At 67.6% G+C, this 16,196-nt stretch carries 13 protein-coding genes; 7 read left to right on the forward strand and 6 right to left on the reverse strand.

The window, feature by feature from the left end:
• Positions 1 to 22: 22 nt before the first annotated feature.
• On the reverse strand, positions 23 to 1,225 hold the full coding sequence (locus P5F91_RS10115) for a pyridoxal phosphate-dependent aminotransferase (RefSeq protein ID WP_145613557.1): 1,203 nt from the start codon (positions 1,223 to 1,225) through the stop codon (positions 23 to 25).
• 180 nt (positions 1,226 to 1,405) lie between these two features.
• Between P5F91_RS10115 and P5F91_RS10120 the strand changes: the two genes are divergently transcribed.
• The 3 genes from P5F91_RS10120 (at position 1,406) to P5F91_RS10130 (ending at position 5,042) form a co-directional block, all read left to right on the forward strand.
• Positions 1,406 to 2,149 (forward strand): NERD domain-containing protein, encoded by a 744-nt coding sequence (locus P5F91_RS10120; RefSeq protein WP_145613556.1) that lies wholly within the window; start codon positions 1,406 to 1,408, stop codon positions 2,147 to 2,149.
• A 49-nt stretch (positions 2,150 to 2,198) separates the two neighbouring features.
• Complete coding sequence (uvrB, locus tag P5F91_RS10125; RefSeq protein ID WP_422394475.1) at positions 2,199 to 4,379, forward strand: excinuclease ABC subunit UvrB; 2,181 nt, start codon at positions 2,199 to 2,201, stop codon at positions 4,377 to 4,379.
• A gap of 78 nt (positions 4,380 to 4,457) precedes the next feature.
• Positions 4,458 to 5,042 (forward strand): DUF2239 family protein, encoded by a 585-nt coding sequence (locus P5F91_RS10130; RefSeq protein ID WP_145613554.1) that lies wholly within the window; start codon positions 4,458 to 4,460, stop codon positions 5,040 to 5,042.
• Between the two features lie 13 nt (positions 5,043 to 5,055).
• Here P5F91_RS10130 and P5F91_RS10135 read toward each other — a convergent pair whose 3' ends face one another.
• From P5F91_RS10135 to P5F91_RS10145, 3 genes are read right to left on the reverse strand one after another with little or no spacing between them, the layout of a single operon-like run.
• Positions 5,056 to 6,315 carry a hypothetical protein gene (locus P5F91_RS10135; RefSeq protein ID WP_145613553.1) on the reverse strand — a complete coding sequence of 420 codons (1,260 nt, stop codon included), beginning with the start codon at positions 6,313 to 6,315 and terminating at the stop codon, positions 5,056 to 5,058.
• Positions 6,312 to 8,711 (reverse strand): putative bifunctional diguanylate cyclase/phosphodiesterase, encoded by a 2,400-nt coding sequence (locus P5F91_RS10140; RefSeq protein WP_277907134.1) that lies wholly within the window; start codon positions 8,709 to 8,711, stop codon positions 6,312 to 6,314. The genes P5F91_RS10135 and P5F91_RS10140 overlap by 4 nt, the downstream gene beginning before the upstream one ends.
• A gap of 48 nt (positions 8,712 to 8,759) precedes the next feature.
• Positions 8,760 to 9,467 carry a cupredoxin domain-containing protein gene (locus P5F91_RS10145; protein WP_145613551.1) on the reverse strand — a complete coding sequence of 236 codons (708 nt, stop codon included), beginning with the start codon at positions 9,465 to 9,467 and terminating at the stop codon, positions 8,760 to 8,762.
• A gap of 263 nt (positions 9,468 to 9,730) precedes the next feature.
• On the opposite strand from P5F91_RS10145, the gene P5F91_RS10150 reads away from it, so the two are divergent.
• Positions 9,731 to 10,201: a Dps family protein gene (locus tag P5F91_RS10150; RefSeq protein WP_145613550.1), complete on the forward strand. Its 471-nt coding sequence runs from the start codon at positions 9,731 to 9,733 to the stop codon at positions 10,199 to 10,201.
• Between the two features lie 63 nt (positions 10,202 to 10,264).
• Here the strand turns inward: P5F91_RS10150 and P5F91_RS10155 are convergent, their stop codons facing one another.
• Positions 10,265 to 10,783 (reverse strand): Mpo1 family 2-hydroxy fatty acid dioxygenase, encoded by a 519-nt coding sequence (locus tag P5F91_RS10155; RefSeq protein ID WP_145613549.1) that lies wholly within the window; start codon positions 10,781 to 10,783, stop codon positions 10,265 to 10,267.
• Between the two features lie 55 nt (positions 10,784 to 10,838).
• The gene (locus P5F91_RS10160; RefSeq protein ID WP_277907135.1) at positions 10,839 to 12,875 is read right to left on the reverse strand and encodes an elongation factor G; all 2,037 of its coding nucleotides are present in this window, start codon (positions 12,873 to 12,875) and stop codon (positions 10,839 to 10,841) included.
• Positions 12,876 to 13,252: 377 nt separating this feature from the next.
• On the opposite strand from P5F91_RS10160, the gene msrP reads away from it, so the two are divergent.
• The 3 genes from msrP to P5F91_RS10175 all read left to right on the forward strand — a co-directional run bounded on the left by msrP (position 13,253) and on the right by P5F91_RS10175 (position 15,457).
• Entirely contained in the window at positions 13,253 to 14,200 is a 948-nt protein-coding gene (gene msrP / locus P5F91_RS10165; RefSeq protein WP_145613547.1) for a protein-methionine-sulfoxide reductase catalytic subunit MsrP, read from the forward strand.
• Positions 14,201 to 14,378: 178 nt separating this feature from the next.
• Positions 14,379 to 14,906, forward strand: a complete 528-nt coding sequence (locus tag P5F91_RS10170; protein ID WP_277907136.1) for a hypothetical protein — start codon at positions 14,379 to 14,381, stop codon at positions 14,904 to 14,906.
• Positions 14,903 to 15,457, forward strand: a complete 555-nt coding sequence (locus tag P5F91_RS10175; protein ID WP_145613545.1) for a hypothetical protein — start codon at positions 14,903 to 14,905, stop codon at positions 15,455 to 15,457. The genes P5F91_RS10170 and P5F91_RS10175 overlap by 4 nt, the downstream gene beginning before the upstream one ends.
• Positions 15,458 to 16,196: the final 739 nt, after the last annotated feature.

The following is a 16,196-nucleotide window of genomic DNA, read 5'->3' on the forward strand; positions in this document are numbered from 1 at the left end:
CCGTTCGCTATGAAGCCGATGCTCAGCGCAGGGCGGCGGTCGCCCGTTGGATGCGGCGGCAGGCTTCCTCCAGCGCCTCGGTCGAGGTCGCATAGCTGATGCGGAAGTGCGGGGCCAGGCCGAAGGCGCTGCCCTGGACCACCGCCACACCTTCCGATTCCAGCAGATAGGTCACGAAGTCCTCGTCCGTGTTCAGCACGGCGCCGGCGGGCGTGGTCTTGCCCAGGGTGCCGGCGCAGGACGGATAGACATAGAAGGCGCCCTCGGGCCGGGGGCAGTGGATGCCGGCGGCCTGGTTCAGCATCGACACCACCAGGTCGCGGCGCTGGCGGAAGACCTCGGCGCGTTCCTTGATGAAGTCCTGCGGGCCCACCAGGGCCTCCACCGCCGCCGCCTGGCTGATGGACGACGGGTTGCTGGTGGACTGGCTCTGCACGTTCGCCATGGCCTTGATCAGCTGGACGGGGCCGGCGCCGTAGCCGATGCGCCAGCCGGTCATGGCATAGGCCTTGGACACGCCGTTGACCGTCAGGGTGCGGTCGTACAGGGCCGGTTCCACCTGGGCCGGGGTCACGAAGGTGAAGCCGTCGTAGACCAAGTGCTCGTACATGTCGTCGGTGAACACCCAGACGTGCGGGTGGCGCACCAGCACGTCGGTCAGGGCCTTCATCTCGTCATAGGTGTAGGCGGCACCCGACGGATTGGACGGGCTGTTCAGCATGACCCACTTGGTGCGCGGGGTGATGGCGCGCTCCAGCTGATCGGCACGCATCTTGAAGCCGCTCTCGGCTCCGCACTCCACGAACACCGGGGTGCCCTCGGCCATCAGCACGATGTCCGGGTAGCTGACCCAGTAGGGGGCGGGGATGATGACCTCATCGCCGGGCGACAGGGTGGCCATCATGGCGTTGAAGATCACCTGCTTGCCGCCGGTGCCGACGCTCACCTGCTCCGGCTTGTAGTCCAGGCCGTTCTCGCGCTTGAACTTCAGGCAGACGGCGCGCTTCAGCTCCGGCGTGCCGTCGACGTCGGTGTACTTGGTCTGCCCCTGCTGAATGGCGCGGATGGCGGCCTGCTTGATGTTGTCGGGCGTGTCGAAATCCGGTTCGCCGGCGCCCAGGCCGATGATATCGCGGCCGGCGGCCTTCAGCGCGCGGGCCTTGGCGGTGACGGCGATGGTCTGGGACGGTTTAATCCGGGCGAGACGCTCGGCAACGATCGACATGACGGCTACCCTTGTTGGGAAAGGAAAATCCGCGGCGGACCTTACGCCCGGCAAAAAATGGGCACAACCGCAGCCCGCGCATGCCGCGCCTGCCCCGCCGGGGGACCCGCGACATTAAGATGCGCGGCTGGCCGAGCGCCCGGGATGACAGGTTGGGCGCGGATGGGGTAATCAACCGGCATGGCGCAAGATATCAGCGATCAGGCCCCCCAGCTCATGGGCGTCAGCCAGATGGTCACCATCGGCACGGTGGCGCTCGTCATCATCGTGCTCATGCTGGTGGTGATGTGGGCCCTGCGGCCCAAGACCCGCACCCTGTCGCGCCGGCGCTACAACGCCGAGGCCTACCGGCGCAAGCTGGCGCTGGACGACGCCGGCTATTCCGTGGTGCATGGCATCTACATCCGGGACAAGCAGGGCAAGGCGCTGCGTGTCGACCACCTGATCCGCCTGCCGGCCAGCGTGCTGATGGTGATGAGCGCGCCGGCCGACATGGGCGGCCGCATCAGCGCCCAGACCAAGGCGGGGCAGTGGCGCTATCTGGCGGCCAGCGGCCGGGTCGGCTTCTTCGTGAACCCGGTGGTTCAGGTCCAGCCGCTGATTCACATCATGAAGGCGCGCTTCCCCATGGTGCGCCTGCGCGTGCTGGTGGTGTTCCCTGACGGAACCGAGTTCACCAGCGGCGTGCCCAACACCGCCTGTCTGGCCAGTGACTTCCTGGCCACGCTGAAGTCCATGGCGCGCGAGGACGGGACGGAAAGCGAGGCCATGGCCGCGGCGTGGGAGCCCCTGTCCAAGGCGCTGGCGCGCAGCGGTGCCAACGCCAGCAACGCCGGGCGCGACGAGGAGGGGGGCGCGAAAGGGCTGCCCCCCGCAAAAGCCGCCAAGCGGCCTGGAAAAGTGGCACGACGCAGCCTACCTTGAGGCCATGCCGCACGATGCCCACACGATCGAACCCAACCTGCCGTTGCCCATGACCATGCCGCGGGGCAGCGCCCTGCCGCCGGCCATGGACGGCGTCCCCTTGCGCATCCAGTCTGAATTCCAGCCGGCCGGCGACCAGCCGCAGGCCATCAAGGAATTGCTGGAGGGCATCCACACGGGGGAACGCGATCAGGTGCTGCTGGGCGTGACCGGCTCCGGCAAGACCTTCACGATGGCGCACGTCATCGAACGGCTGCAGCGTCCCACCCTGATCCTGGCGCCCAACAAGACGCTGGCGGCCCAGCTGTATGGCGAGATGAAGAGCTTCTTCCCCGACAACGCGGTGGAGTACTTCGTCAGCTATTACGACTATTACCAGCCCGAGGCCTACGTCCCCCGCACCGACACCTATATCGAGAAGGAAAGCTCGATCAATGAGCAGATCGACCGCATGCGCCATGCCGCCACGCGGTCGCTGCTGGAACGGCGCGATTGCATCATCGTGGCCTCGGTGTCGTGCATCTACGGTATCGGCTCGGTCGAGACTTATTCGGAGATGACCCTGCCGGTGAAGGTGGGGCACGTGCTGAACCGCACCCATTTCCTGCAGCGGCTGGTGGAACTGCAATACCGGCGCAACGACGTCGGTTTCGGCCGCGGCTCCTTCCGCGTGCGCGGCGATACCATAGAGCTGTTCCCCGCCCACATGGAGGATCGCGCCTGGCGCTTCTCCCTGTTCGGGGATGAGCTGGAGGCCATCCAGGAGATCGACCCCCTGACGGGCGAGAAGATCGCCAGCCTGAAGGAGGTGCGCATCTACGCCAACAGCCACTACGTCACGCCCAAGCCCACCCTGCTGCAGGCGGTGGAGCAGATGAAGCGCGACCTGAAGCTGCGGCTGGAGGAGTTCTCGGCGCAAGGCAAGCTGCTGGAGGCCCAGCGGCTGGAGCAGCGCACGACCTTCGATATCGAGATGATGGTGGCCACCGGCTCGTGCGCCGGCATCGAGAACTATTCCCGCTACCTGTCGGGCCGTGCGCCGGGGGAGCCGCCGCCCACCCTGTTCGAATACCTGCCGCCGGATGCTCTGCTGATCGTGGATGAGAGCCACGTCATGGTGCCCCAGGTGGGCGGCATGTATAAGGGCGACTACATGCGCAAGTCGACGCTGTCGGACTATGGCTTCCGCCTGCCGGCCTGCATCGACAACCGCCCCCTGAAGTTCGAGGAATGGGACGCCATGCGGCCCCAGTCCGTCTTCGTCTCCGCCACCCCCGGCCCCTGGGAGATGGAGCGGACGGGCGGCGTCTTCGTGGAACAGGTGGTGCGGCCCACCGGCCTGATCGACCCCGAGGTCATCATCCGGCCCACCGAGACCCAGGTGGACGATGTGATGGCGGAGTGTCGCGAGTGCATCGCCAAGGGCCAGCGCGTCCTGGTCACCACCCTGACAAAGAAGATGGCGGAGGCACTGACCGACTATATGCACGAGGCGGGCATCAAGGTCCGCTACATTCATTCCGACGTCGAAACGTTAGAGCGTATCGAGATCATCCGCGACCTGCGCCTTGGCGCCTTCGACGTGCTGATCGGCATCAACCTGCTGCGCGAAGGCCTGGACATTCCCGAGTGCGGCCTGGTCGCCGTCCTGGACGCGGACAAGGAAGGCTATCTGCGCTCCCGCACCTCGCTGATCCAGACCATCGGCCGCGCGGCGCGCAACGTCGATGGCCGTGCCATCCTGTACGCCGACAAGACCACGGCCAGCATGGCGGCGGCGCTGGAGGAAACCAGCCGCCGCCGGGAGAAGCAGCGCGCCTATAACGAGGCCCACGGCATCACCCCGGAATCGGTGAAGAAGCAGATCGCCGACGTGCTGAATTCGGTCTACGAGCGCGGCGACCGGGTGAACGTGAACACCGGCTTCGCCGAAGAGGGCAGCCTGGTGGGCCACAACCTCAAGGCCGCCATCGCCGACCTGGAAAAGAAGATGCGCACCGCCGCCGCCGACCTGGAGTTCGAGGAGGCCGCCCGCATCCGCGACGAGATCCGCCGGCTGGAGGCGATCGACCTGGGTCTGGATCCCGGCGCCACTCCCCTGCGGGCCAGCGCCATGGGTGAAAAGGGTCGCGCCAGCACGGTGGGCGAGAGGTCCAACATCAAGGCGCCCATCCCTGCCGGCCGCCCGGCCGGCAGCAAGCCTGGTGGACGGCGGCGTAAAGGTCCGTAACTTATTTTACCCGGGTATTATTGACTTTCATATCCTTCGGGCCTAGGTATCGCGTCGTTCATGGGAATGGAGGACGTGATGGGCCTGGATCCGCACATGCGCTGCACCGCTTTCGCGGGTACCCGCTTTCTTGCCACCGGCACGCTGGTGGAGGCGGCGCTGGCGGCCAAGGCGGCGCAGGACGCGGGCGACGACGGCCTGATCTTCATCTTCAACGAGGCGACGGGCCGGGCCGTGGATGTGGATTTGCGCGGGCCTGTGGAGGCGGTGCGCGGCCGCCTGGCGCCGGTGTTCCCGGCTGACCTGGCACCGGCACCCGCCCGGCCGGGCCGTCCCAAGCTGGGCGTGGTGGCGCGCGAGGTCACGCTGCTGCCCCGCCATTGGGAATGGCTGAACAGCCAGCCGGGCGGGGCCTCCGTCGCCCTGCGCAAGCTGGTGGACGCCGCCCGCCACGCCAACGAAGGCGCCGACCGTGTGCGCCAGGCGCAAGAGGCCGCCTACCGCTTCATGTCCACCATGGCCGGCGACCGCACCGGCTTTGAGGAGGCGGCGCGCGCCCTGTTCGCCGGCGATCGCCTGGGGCTGGAGGCCCACAGCCGGGGCTGGCCGGCCGACGTGCGTGTCCACGCCCTGCGCTTGGCGGAGCCGGCTTTCGCTGTCTGATGCAGGGGTGTCCTCAGAAGAACAGCCGGACGCCTAGCTGCGCCTGGTTTTCGTGCGCCTCGATGGGCAGGTCGACGTTCAGGCGCTGCTGCCGGCGGCTATCGACATGCACCCATTCCAAGGTCCAGCGCATCCAGGCCAGGGGGCGGTACGACATGGCGGCGGTGTAGGCTTTGCCGTGCTCATCGAAATGGGGGCGGGTGGTGACGGGCGTATCCTCGTGCGTGCCGAAGGCGTCGAAGCGCCCGCTGAGGCGGAATCGGCCCCATTCCTGGCTGGCCAGCAGGTAAAGCGCCTGGAAGTGGCCATCGCTCTCACTGGCGGCGGTGGGGTAGATGCTGGTGCCACCGCGCATGGCCTGGGCCAGCAGGGTCAGGCCCTGTGCCGGCGTGATCCTGTAGCCGACACTGTCGAAGTCGGTGTCCCAGGCGTAGCCCTTGCCGTTGGTGACGCTGGGGTCGCCCCGGTTGTCCCAGTGCAGGTAGGACAGCTCGCCCCCCAGCGGGTCAGTCCAACGCCCGCCGACATAAAAGCCCGGCTGGTGGTCGATCTCCGCGAAGGGCTGGAAGCTGGCGGGCGGGCTGCGGTGCTGGTGCTTGGGCACCTCGTCCGGCAGGCGCAACTTGTCCAGCAGGCCGGCCGGCCGCTCGATCAAGGCCCAGCCGCGATAGTCCAGCATCTCGCCCGTGCCGTCATTGCCGGCGAAGACGGCGCCGATGAGGTCGAAACGGCTGCCGCCCGGTCCGTCCGGCCGCCAGGTGAGCGTGACCTCCGACCCTTCGGTGCGCAGTTCCTCCCCTACCCAGCTGTTGATGGCGCTAGGCGTCAGGGTGTAGCGGCTGGTCCAGGCGATGCCGTCGTTTTCCAGGGAGATGGGCGGGAAGAAGGCGCCGGCCTTCAGCTGCCAGGACAAGGGCCCGGTGGGCGCGGGGCGCCAGCGGACGAAGGCCTCGATGATGTCCACCGCCGTGCGCTGCTCCCCCTCCGCCCGAACATGGGTGTAGACGTCAAGGCCAGGGATCAGGTGGGCGGTCGCCATCAGCGACGCCTCTTCCAGCGTTGTGGTGCGCGCTCCCGGGTCGCCACCGGTACGCAGCTTGCCCAGGCCGCCGTCGAAGGTGCTGCGGTCATCGGGGGTCCGCGCCACCCGCGCATCCAGCAGGCCGTGGAACTCGATATCCGGAAAGCCGTCCGCCGCTTGGGTGGGAGGCGCGGCCAGCAGCATCGCACCGGCGGCCAGAAGGAAAGGCCGTACGCCGATGCGCTGGCTCATGCGTGCGCCTCCCGCAGGGTGGCCTGCCAGGGGATCTCGCCGGCCGCGTGGCTGGCCAGGAAGTCGGCAAAGGCGCCGGGCATGAGGGGGCGGGCGATGTAATAGCCCTGGGCCAGGTCGCACCCCATCTCCGCCAGCAGGTTCAGGCTGGCGCCGTTCTCCACGCCCTCCGCCGTGACCTTGTAGCCCAGGTTGTGACCAAGTTCGATGATGGAGCGGACGATGGCCTGGTCCTCCGCCGTCTCATCCAGCGCCTTGACGAAGGAGCGGTCGATCTTGATCTCCCGCACCGGCAGGCGGCGCAGATAGGCGAAGGATGACTGGCCCACACCGAAATCGTCGATGGACAGCTCCACCCCCCGGTCGGCCAGGCGGCGCAGCATCGCGATGGCGGCCTCCGGCTCACCCATGATGGCGCTTTCGGTGATCTCCAGCATCAGGCGGTCCGCGTTCAGGCCGGTCTCCGCCAGCAGCGCGTCGATGCGATCCGGCAGGCTGGCGTCACCCAGGTCGCGGACCGACAGGTTGACGGACATGCGCAGATCCTGGCCCGCCGCCGCCCAGGCGGCGGACTGGCGCAGGGCGCGGCGCAAGCCCCAGCGGGTCAGGTGGCGGATGGCGCCCGTCTCTTCCGCCAGGGGGATGAAGCTGTCAGGCGGGACGAAGCCGCGGCGGGGATGCGTCCAGCGCACCAGCGCCTCCGCCCCCACCACGCGGCCGGTCTGCGGCTCCAGCTTGGGCTGATAGGCCAGTTCCAGGGCGTCCTGCTCAATAGCGACCTTCAGATCGCCCATCAGCGACAGCCGCTCCGGCCGATGCGGATCAGCGGCATGGTCATAGAGGCGGACATAAGGCTCGGCCGCGCGGGCATTCAGCATCGCCACGTCGGCGTGGCGCAGCAGAATGCTGGCGGTGTCGGATGGCGGTGCGCCGGGGGTGGGGTCGGGGTAGACGGCGATGCCCACGCCGGCCGCCAGGTCCACGGTCACCTCCGCCTCGCCATAGGGCGCCTCGCTGTAGGGCGCATCGAAGGCGGCCACCAGGGTGGGGGCCAGCGCCTGGGCGGCCGCGGCGTCGCGATCCACCAGCAGGATGGCGAAGCCGTGTTCCGACACCCGGGCGATCACCGCGTCGCCGGCGCCGTTGACGGCCAGGGTGCGGGCCAGGCGGTCGCCGGCGTCACGGGCGACGCGGTCCGCCAGGTCGTGGCCCAGGGTGTTGGTCACCTCGCGCAAGCGGTCCAAGCCCACCAGCAGCAGGGCCACGCCGTGGCCCTGGTCGATGGCCTGGTCCACCTGTTCCTCCAAATTCAGGCGGTTGGGCAGGCCGGTGATGGCGTCATGCAGCGACTGGTGGCGAATATGCTCCTCACGGTCGGCGATGGCCTGGGCCATGTCGTCCAGGGCCGTGGTCAGCTGCCCGATCTCATCGCTGGTGCGCACGGGCGGCAGGGGGGTGTAGTCGCCATCGGCGATGCGCCGGGCCACGGCGGCCAGGGCCGTCACCGGGCGGGTGACGCCGCGCGCGATCAGACCGATGCCGATCAGCGCCGCCACCAGGCCGCCGGCCATCAGCGCGCCCATGTACAGCATGATCTTGCGATAGGGGGCCAGCGCCTCGTCCAGCGGGTATTGCAGCACGGCCATCATGGGCAGGCTGCCCGGGGCGGTGGGAATGGGCGTGGTCAGCACCAGGTATTCGGCGCCGTGCTTGGTCAGCAGCTGCGGTTCGGTGGCGGCCATCTGGCCGGGCGCGGCGATTCCCGCCAGCGGATCCATGGGCTCGCCGGCGGCGGCCACCACGGACCAGGGCGCCTCGGGCGCCGTTTGGCCGGCCAGGGCAATGTCCTTGCGCAGGGGGGAAAGGGCGCGCAGCTCCTCCGCGAAGCGGTCGTCCACCCGCACCATGATGCAGATCCAGGCGATGGGGTCAGGCAGCAGCACAGGCACCACCACCAGGCGGTAGGGCACGCCGTCCACGACGCCGGACGCCGCCGCCCGGCCGGACTCGCCCGCCAGCGGCAGCAGGTCGGGGAAGGCAAAACGGCCCAGGCCGGTCAGTTCCCGCGGGCGGGCGGTGTCGGCGGCGATGGTGCCGTCCAGATCGATCAGCAGCATCCGGCTGGCGCCCACGCGCCGGCCGAAGTTGCGCAACGCGCTGATGGCCGTCCCGCTGTCGTGCACGGCGATGGATTGGCGCAGGGCGTAGTCCAGCGACATGATCTTGGCATCTTCCGCCAGATGGCCGGCCAAGGTGTCCAGATGGCGCGAGAAGGACTGGGCGCTGGTCACCAGCTGCTGCTTGCCGGTGTCGATCAGGGCCGAGCGCGCCACGCTGTACAGGATGACCATGGTGCCCAGCTGCACGACGGCCAGGCTGGCGACCAGGAACAACACCAGTCGATTTCTAAAGCCGAGAGCCACGGGGGCGCGTCCTGTCGTTTCTTAGTAACCGCCGCGTTCAGGGTCGACGCCCTGCCGGGTGTCGGGCAGCAGGGCGGGCAGGGTCAAGGTGACCGGCGTGCCCAGCGCCGAAGCGGCAACGGTCTGCTGCGGCGGCGTGCCGCCGGGCTTCAGGCGCGGCTGCCAGGCGGCCACGGCGACGCCTGCCGCGGGCAGCCCGGCCAGCACGGCCTTGCCATCCTTGCCCGTGACGGCGGCGAAGGGGGCGGCCGTCACATACAGATGGGCGATCATATGGTCATGGATGTTGCAGCCCAGCGCCACGATGCCGGTCTGGTCGAACTTGCGCTGACCGATCTGTCCTGGCGACAGCACGAACTCGAACTTCGCGGCTTCGGAATAGGAATAGACGTGGTGGCGGGTCAGGTCGCTGTTGCGGAAGGTGACCGTGCCGCCCCTGGGCACCACCATGACATAGGGCACGAAGGTCTCGTCGATCTGGTCCACGATCAGCGGCGACGGCGGGGTGGCGGGCGGCAGGGCGGGGCCGTCCGGTGTGGCGGTGACCACGGCGTCGGCGACGGGATGGCCGGCGCCGTCGACCACCATGACCGTCAGGTCGGCGGCGGCAGCGCGCACCATGGGGGCCAGCGCCAGGCAAGCCACTAAGCAGAAACCCAGGGCGGTGCCGGCCCGCCGGCCGGTCTTCATTATCGCGCGACCGTGATCGGTGCCGCCGGCGAAACCCATAAAGCGCCCCTCGAAGGCAGGTTGTTTTTTCAACGCGCAAGTGTGCCACAATCCGCGCGCCGATCCGTGGACATTTTCCCTAAGCATAGGTGCCGGAAAAGTCCATCGGGGGTGACAAACCGCCTCGGCATTCCGGTACCCCGGGAGACGAAGCGGGGGGCGGAATGATGCGGCGGCGGATTTTAGAATAATTCTAAATTATCTTGCCCGCCACTGTCCAAGGGGTTACCTTGACCGGCAGACCAGAACGGAAGGAAACAAGAATGGCTATCGACATCGGCATCTCCGAACAGGACCGCAAGGCCATCGCCGAGGGGCTCAGCCGCCTGCTGGCCGATACCTACACGCTGTACCTGAAGACCCATAACTTCCATTGGAACGTTACCGGGCCGATGTTCAACACCCTGCACACCATGTTCATGACCCAGTACACCGAGCTGTCGGTGGCGGTGGATGACATCGCGGAACGCATCCGCGCCCTGGGCTTTCCGGCCCCGGGTTCCTATGCTCAGTTCGCCGAGCTGACCGTCATCCGGGAAGAGCGGGGCGTGCCCAAGGCGGAAGAGATGATCCAGCAGCTGGTCGAGGGCCAGGAGGCGGTGGCCCGCACCGCCCGCTCCATCTTCCCGGTGGCCGAGAGCGCCAGCGACGAGCCGACCTGCGACCTGCTGACCCAGCGCCTGCAGGTGCATGAGAAGACCGCGTGGATGCTGCGCGCCATGCTGGAAGGCTGACCGGCCGATCAACGGTACTTATGCGAAAGGCGGCCCCCGCCCGGGCCGCCTTTCGTTTCAAGGTCAGGACCTCAGCGCCGCCTGCCGTTCGATGCGTTCGTGCAGGCCGGCGGGGGCCAGGCCCAGGGCGACCAGGGCCTCAGTCGCCACGAACATAGGGCCGATCAGGGCCTGGAACAGGTTGTCCACCAGGGCCGGCTTTCGGCCCTCATAGACATGGCCCAGCAGCTGCAGCGCCCAGCCGCCGACGAACAGGACGCCGGCCAGACCTTGCACGGCGCCGACGGACAGCCGTTCCACCAGCCAGGCCGATAGCAGCACCGACGGCACCACCAGCAGGCCCAGCGCCAGGCCCACGGGGCGGTTCAGGGCGATCCACAGCGCCCAGACCACGGCCGACAGGGCAAGGCCCAAGGTCACCGTTCCCAGGCCTGCCACCGCGCCCAGGCGCACCAGGCTACAGGCCAGCACCACGGAAAAGACGATCACCGGAATGCCCACGGCGTGGGTGGCCTTGTTGCGGCTGTCGCGATGGTAGGTCGTGTACATGGCCATCTGGCGCTCGAACACTGTGTCCGCCACCGGCCCCTCCCTGTCGTTCAAGTTATCGATCGCTAACTATAACGCCAATCTTTCCTCATTGCGCGGCATATCCGGCCTGGTGCCCTTCCACCACGCGGTCGGCCAGGCGGCCCATCAGTTCCGTCAGGTGGTCGAAGCGGGCAGTATAGCCGCCCAGGCCCAGGGTCAGGGACCGCAGGTCGACGATAAAGTCACCCATGTCCGCCTGGGGAACGTAGGCCGTCACCTGGTCCCAGCCGGACCAGCCCGGGCGCACGTCGAAGCCCAGGATCTGCCCGCGCCGGCCGCTCAGCAGCCGTTGCGCCTTGGCCGTGAATTCGGTGGGTGTGACCACCGTGACCAGCAGAACGGGTTCCAGCAACACCGGTTCGGCCTTGGTCAGAGCCTCCTGCACGGCCATGCGGCCGGCGGTGCGGAAGGCCTGCTCGCTGCTGTCCACGGCATGGAACTGGCCGCCGGTCAGGGTGACCGACACATCCACCACGGGGAAGCCCAGGGGGCCGCAGGCCAGGGCCTCGCGCGCGCCATCCTCCACCGCTGGGATGAAGGACCGGGGGATGGCGCCGCCCACCACCTTGTCCTCGAAGCGGAAGCCTTCGCCGCGGTCCAGCGGCGTCACCGTCAGCTGCACGTCGGCGAACTGGCCATGGCCGCCGGACTGGCGTTTGAAGCGGGCATGCTCCGCCACCATGCGCCGGATGCTCTCGCGATAGGGCACGGCCGGCGGCCGGCCGGTGACGCCCAGGCCAAAACGGCCGCGCAGCCGGTCCAGCGCGATGCCCAGATGCACCGTGCCCTGGCCGGACAGCACCATCTCCCCGCCCTCCATCTCCAGGCGCAAACCCGGATCCTCGTCCAGCAGCTTGGCCAGGGCACCGGTCAGCTTGACCTCATCGGCCCGCTGTTCCGCCCGCACGGCCAGGGCGTGCACCGGTTCCGTCGTCGCCGGCCAGGACGGGGGCGTGCCCGCCTCACCCCTGGCGGACAGCAGGGCGCCGGGCTGGGCATGCTCCAGCTTGGCCAGCGCCACCACCGCCCCCGGTCCGGCGCCGGTGATCCTGGCGGGGGTGGCGCTGCCCAGGGCGAAGATGCCGCCCACCCGGTCGGGGCCCAGGGTTTGGCCGTCCGTCACCTCTCCCTGCCAGACGCGGCAATAGGCCAGGCGGCCGCTGTGCGGGGCGTGGTGGATGCGGAACGGTTGCACCAGGACCCCGTTTCCCTCCAGCCCCAGCCGCCGGGCGGTCATGCCCACCGGCGGCGCCTCATGCCGCAGAGCCTTCAGCAGGCGGCGCACGCCATGGTCGTTCTGGGCGGAGCCCAGGAAAACAGGGACGATCAGATCGTCGGCCAAGTCGCGGCTCAACTGGCGGTACACGTCGGCTGGCGGCGGCGACACGTCGTCCAGCAACTGCTCCAGCAGGGCGTCGTCGAAATCGGCCAGGGCCTCCAGCAAATCCTGGCGGGCGGCCCGCTCCCGCGACAGTACGGCGTCGGGCATGGGCACCGTCTCGGACTTGGCGCCGGCGCAATAGCGGTAGGCGCGCTCGCTCACCAGGTCGACATAGCCGGTGACGGCCCGTCCCTGGCGAATGGGCACCTGGCGCAGCACCAGGGGCCGCTGCGACACGCCTTCCAGCGCCGTCATCAGATCGGCCACGCGCACGTCGCCGCCGCCCATCTGGTCCACCTTGTTCACGAACAGCAGGTGGGGGATGGCGTTCTCATCGAGGAAGCGCAGCAGGGGGGCCAGCATGGCGGCCTTGTCCGGCACCGGCTCGCACACCACCACGGCCACGTCGGCCACCATCAGGGCGCGGGCGGCGTCGCCCGCCAGCTCAATGGAACCCGGACAGTCCAGGATGTGCCAGGGGTCGCCCAGGTACGCGCAGGTGTGGACGCTCACTTCCGTGCTCATGTGGCGCGCCCGGGCCTCGGCGCTGGCGTCGCCGGCGCTGGTGCCGTCCTGCACGCTGCCCTTGCGGGCGATCTGGCCCGTGGCCATCAACAGGCTTTCCAACAGGGTGGTCTTGCCGCTGAGGTAGGGCCCCACCAGGGCCGCGCACCGCGGCGCCGTTCTTGTGCCGTTGCTCATCCTTAGCCTCCGGATCTCGTTGTCCGGGGCCTGGTGCTGGGCGGTCATGCCGGGCCGGGGGCGCCGTGGTACGCAAAGGGGCACTGACGAGATGCTGGCGGTGGAAACGCGGCTGACAGGAACGTTGTTGGCGCCCGGGGAACGGCGGCCGGAACCAGTCCGGGCACCCGCTTCCTCCTGAGGCATGATGACACACCCGCCCCGCCCGGCTGTCGAGTGAAAAGCGCGTCCGGGGCCTATTCGGCGGCACGGCGGACCCGTCTATCGATTCCATAGCCGGCTGGGTCCTTGATATGGACGCGGCCGTTCCCTCTTTATAAGGGGCGCCGGGAATGGGCTGACATCGGCCAGTGCGACGGAAACAAGGGAACGGCATCATGCTGATCAGGACCAAGCGTGACTGGGAATTGCCGGAGTCGGCGGCGACGCCGGAATCGGTCTACATCAACCGCCGCGCGCTCATGGCCGGCGCCGGCGCTATCGCCGGCGGCTTGGCCCTAGGGGGCACCGCCCGGGCGGCGGATGTCCCGGTGGCCGCCCCGGTGCGCAACCCCGCCTATACGCTGGATCGGCCGGTGACGCCGGAGGCCGCCGCCACCAGCTACAACAACTTCTATGAGTTCGGCACGTCGAAGGACGTGGTGACGGCGGCGCAGAAGATGCCGCTACGTCCCTGGACCCTGCGCATCGACGGCATGGTGGAAAAGCCCCTGACCCTGGGCGTCGATGATCTGCTGAAGGCCATGCCGGTGGAGGAGCGCCTTTACCGGCACCGTTGCGTCGAGGCCTGGGCCATGGCGGTGCCGTGGATGGGCTTCCCGCTGGCCAAGCTGGTGGCTTTCGCCAAGCCGCTGTCCTCGGCGACCTATGTGGAGCTGCAGACCTTTGGCCGCGACACCTACGCCGCACCCGGCCTGCGCCAACCCTTCTATCCGTGGCCCTATGTCGAGGGCCTGACGATGGCGGAGGCGACGAACGACCTGGCCTTCATTTCCACCGGCCTCTACGGCAAGCCCTTGCAGGGTCAGAACGGCGCGCCGCTGCGCCTCACCCTGCCGTGGAAGTATGGCTTCAAGTCGGTGAAGTCCATCGTGCGGATCACCTTCACCGACAAGAAGCCCAAGACCTTCTGGGCCCTGTTGAATGCCGATGAATACGGCTTCTGGGCCAACGTCAATCCGGCCGTGCCCCATCCCCGCTGGTCCCAGGCGCATGAGCGTTTGCTGGGCAGCAATGAGTCGGTGCCTACGCAGATATTCAACGGCTATGGTGCCCAGGTGGCCGGACTATACAAGGGATTGGAAAAGGAAGCGTTGTTCATGTAGTCGCGTGAACCGGCCATTAACTATAGTGGCCGGTTCAAATAATCGCTTGCTGCCGCCGCCGGATAATTTACAGTATTGGGGGTTGAGAACATCGCCAGGGGGCGTTGGGGTGGGCGAGGGCGTTATCGCCATATTGGAGTTCGGGCTTTTCGTTTTTCTGGCCACCGCCGGAATAAGCGTGGTCGTGTCCCTGGCCGCCCATGTCTATAGCATGGTGCTGGAGCATACCGCCGACGTCAGCGGCCTGCGCCAACGCCTTGCCCGCTACGCGCGGATCGCCAGCGGGCTGTCGGACCGGGTGGAGGCGCGCAAGTCCACGGCGGCCGGGGCCGCCACCGTCCTGTTTTCCACCCAGCGCCAGGAGGCCCAGCTCAAGAAGAAGGTGCGGGAGCTGGAGGCGTCGCCCCACCGTTTCGTGCGCATCCTGGGGCATGAGTTGCTGCCCAACCGCCCCTTCGAATTCCTGGTCATGAACAGCTCCGTCTCCCACCAGGTCAAACGGGGGGAGCGGCACGCCTTTTTCGACAGCAGCTGGGCGCGGCCGGTGCCGGTCCATGTCTGGGCCACCAATATGGAAGAGGCGCGCGCGGAGTTTGAGCGCGCCTTTCCCCGGACCTTGGGTTTCAAGATCACCCATGCGCAGTCCCTGCCCACCGATGTGGCGCTGACCGACCCGGCCACCATGGCGCTGGAGGCGGCGCCGTGAACTGGTTCGGCATCGTCCTGGGCGTGATGATCGTCCTGATCGGCGTGAAGCCCGCCTTCCAGAAGGCGCAGCGCCAGATCAAGCGCACTCGCCGCAACATTAAGGATCTGCAGCGCCGGCGCTTCGTGCTGAGCCAGCAGGTGCGGACCCTGGCACGGGAGAGCCTGTCCCAGCGCCTGACCAGCGCTGCCGATGACGTGGAGTCGGCCGAACTGACCAGCCATGTGAAAGGGCTGACCGACCAGGTCAACAGCCTGGAATCGGTGGACCGCCGCATTCTGGTGACGGATGAGCGGCGCGGCCTGCAGGAAACCGGCTGGATCGTCCTGATCCGCCGCACCGAGGGCCTGCCCATGGAGCCCACCCGGGTGGTGAAGCTGTGGGAGGAGGGGCGCTACTTCTTCTTCTTCGCCAGCGACCTCACGCGGGCTCGGCGTAAGGCGCAGCTGCGTTTCCCCGCCGCCCAGGGCTATGAAATCCTGGATGTGGTGCCGCATGAGGGCGACCTGTCGGAAAACCCGACCTTCGGCGCCAAGAAGCAGAGCGCGTGAGGCGGGCCACCAGTTTATGCCCCTGGCGGCCGCCCAGCTAATTCAAGCCGGCGACATGCCGAATTCGCTCAAGGCAGCCTTCAGTGGCCGAGGAGCGAAAAGGGTGAAGAAAGCGCTTTACAGCCCCCGGACCTTCCCCTATAACCCGCCGCCCTGACCCCAGGACGGTTGCCCAGCAATCGAACGGCGGGTTGGGTGTCGCCAGTAAAGGCGACATGGTTCTCTGAAAAGTGAAAACATCTAACGCTGCATCGGCCAGTAACGATGGCTTCGTCGCGAACACAATGATCTGAAGATGGCCAAAATGGGTCGCATTTAGTTTGTTGAGTTTCCTCGAATAGCCACATGATGGCTTGGTTGGTATCTGTGGCGTCGACGTTTATTTGAAAAAATGAACGAAGATGAAAAAAGATACTTGACGGCGATGCGATGAGCGACTAGATGTTTGGTCATCGACGCGGTGAACGCCGCACGATGAAGCGACGACGAAGCGCCGGTTGACGCCGGATTGGTCGTCCGGCGCCGTGAGCGGCGCCAGGCTCTTGAACAAGTGAACGGAATTCGAGAAGGGATACGCGGGCGGCGGTGCCGACATTGCGATCTGGATCGCAACAAAGGCAATCAGCCTTGTCCACGTATCTTAAGAACATGCTCTGAAAATGTCCCTTCAGCGATGAGGGGGACAGGAACGGACTTGGGTTTGAGGTGCCGACTGAGGTTGGTTTCCGTCGAGGTTCTC

Source organism: Nitrospirillum amazonense (assembly GCF_029594735.1).
Taxonomy (GTDB): domain Bacteria; phylum Pseudomonadota; class Alphaproteobacteria; order Azospirillales; family Azospirillaceae; genus Nitrospirillum; species Nitrospirillum amazonense.

Coding starts and splice junctions, on each gene's coding strand:
- P5F91_RS10115 (WP_145613557.1), bottom strand. CDS start 1,225: ATGTCGATCGTTGCCGAGCGTCTCGCCCGGATTAAACCGTCCCAGACC.
- P5F91_RS10120 (WP_145613556.1), top strand. CDS start 1,406: ATGGCGCAAGATATCAGCGATCAGGCCCCCCAGCTCATGGGCGTCAGC.
- uvrB (WP_422394475.1), top strand. CDS start 2,199: ATGACCATGCCGCGGGGCAGCGCCCTGCCGCCGGCCATGGACGGCGTC.
- P5F91_RS10130 (WP_145613554.1), top strand. CDS start 4,458: ATGGGCCTGGATCCGCACATGCGCTGCACCGCTTTCGCGGGTACCCGC.
- P5F91_RS10135 (WP_145613553.1), bottom strand. CDS start 6,315: ATGAGCCAGCGCATCGGCGTACGGCCTTTCCTTCTGGCCGCCGGTGCG.
- P5F91_RS10145 (WP_145613551.1), bottom strand. CDS start 9,467: ATGGGTTTCGCCGGCGGCACCGATCACGGTCGCGCGATAATGAAGACC.
- P5F91_RS10150 (WP_145613550.1), top strand. CDS start 9,731: ATGGCTATCGACATCGGCATCTCCGAACAGGACCGCAAGGCCATCGCC.
- P5F91_RS10160 (WP_277907135.1), bottom strand. CDS start 12,875: ATGAGCAACGGCACAAGAACGGCGCCGCGGTGCGCGGCCCTGGTGGGG.
- msrP (WP_145613547.1), top strand. CDS start 13,253: ATGCTGATCAGGACCAAGCGTGACTGGGAATTGCCGGAGTCGGCGGCG.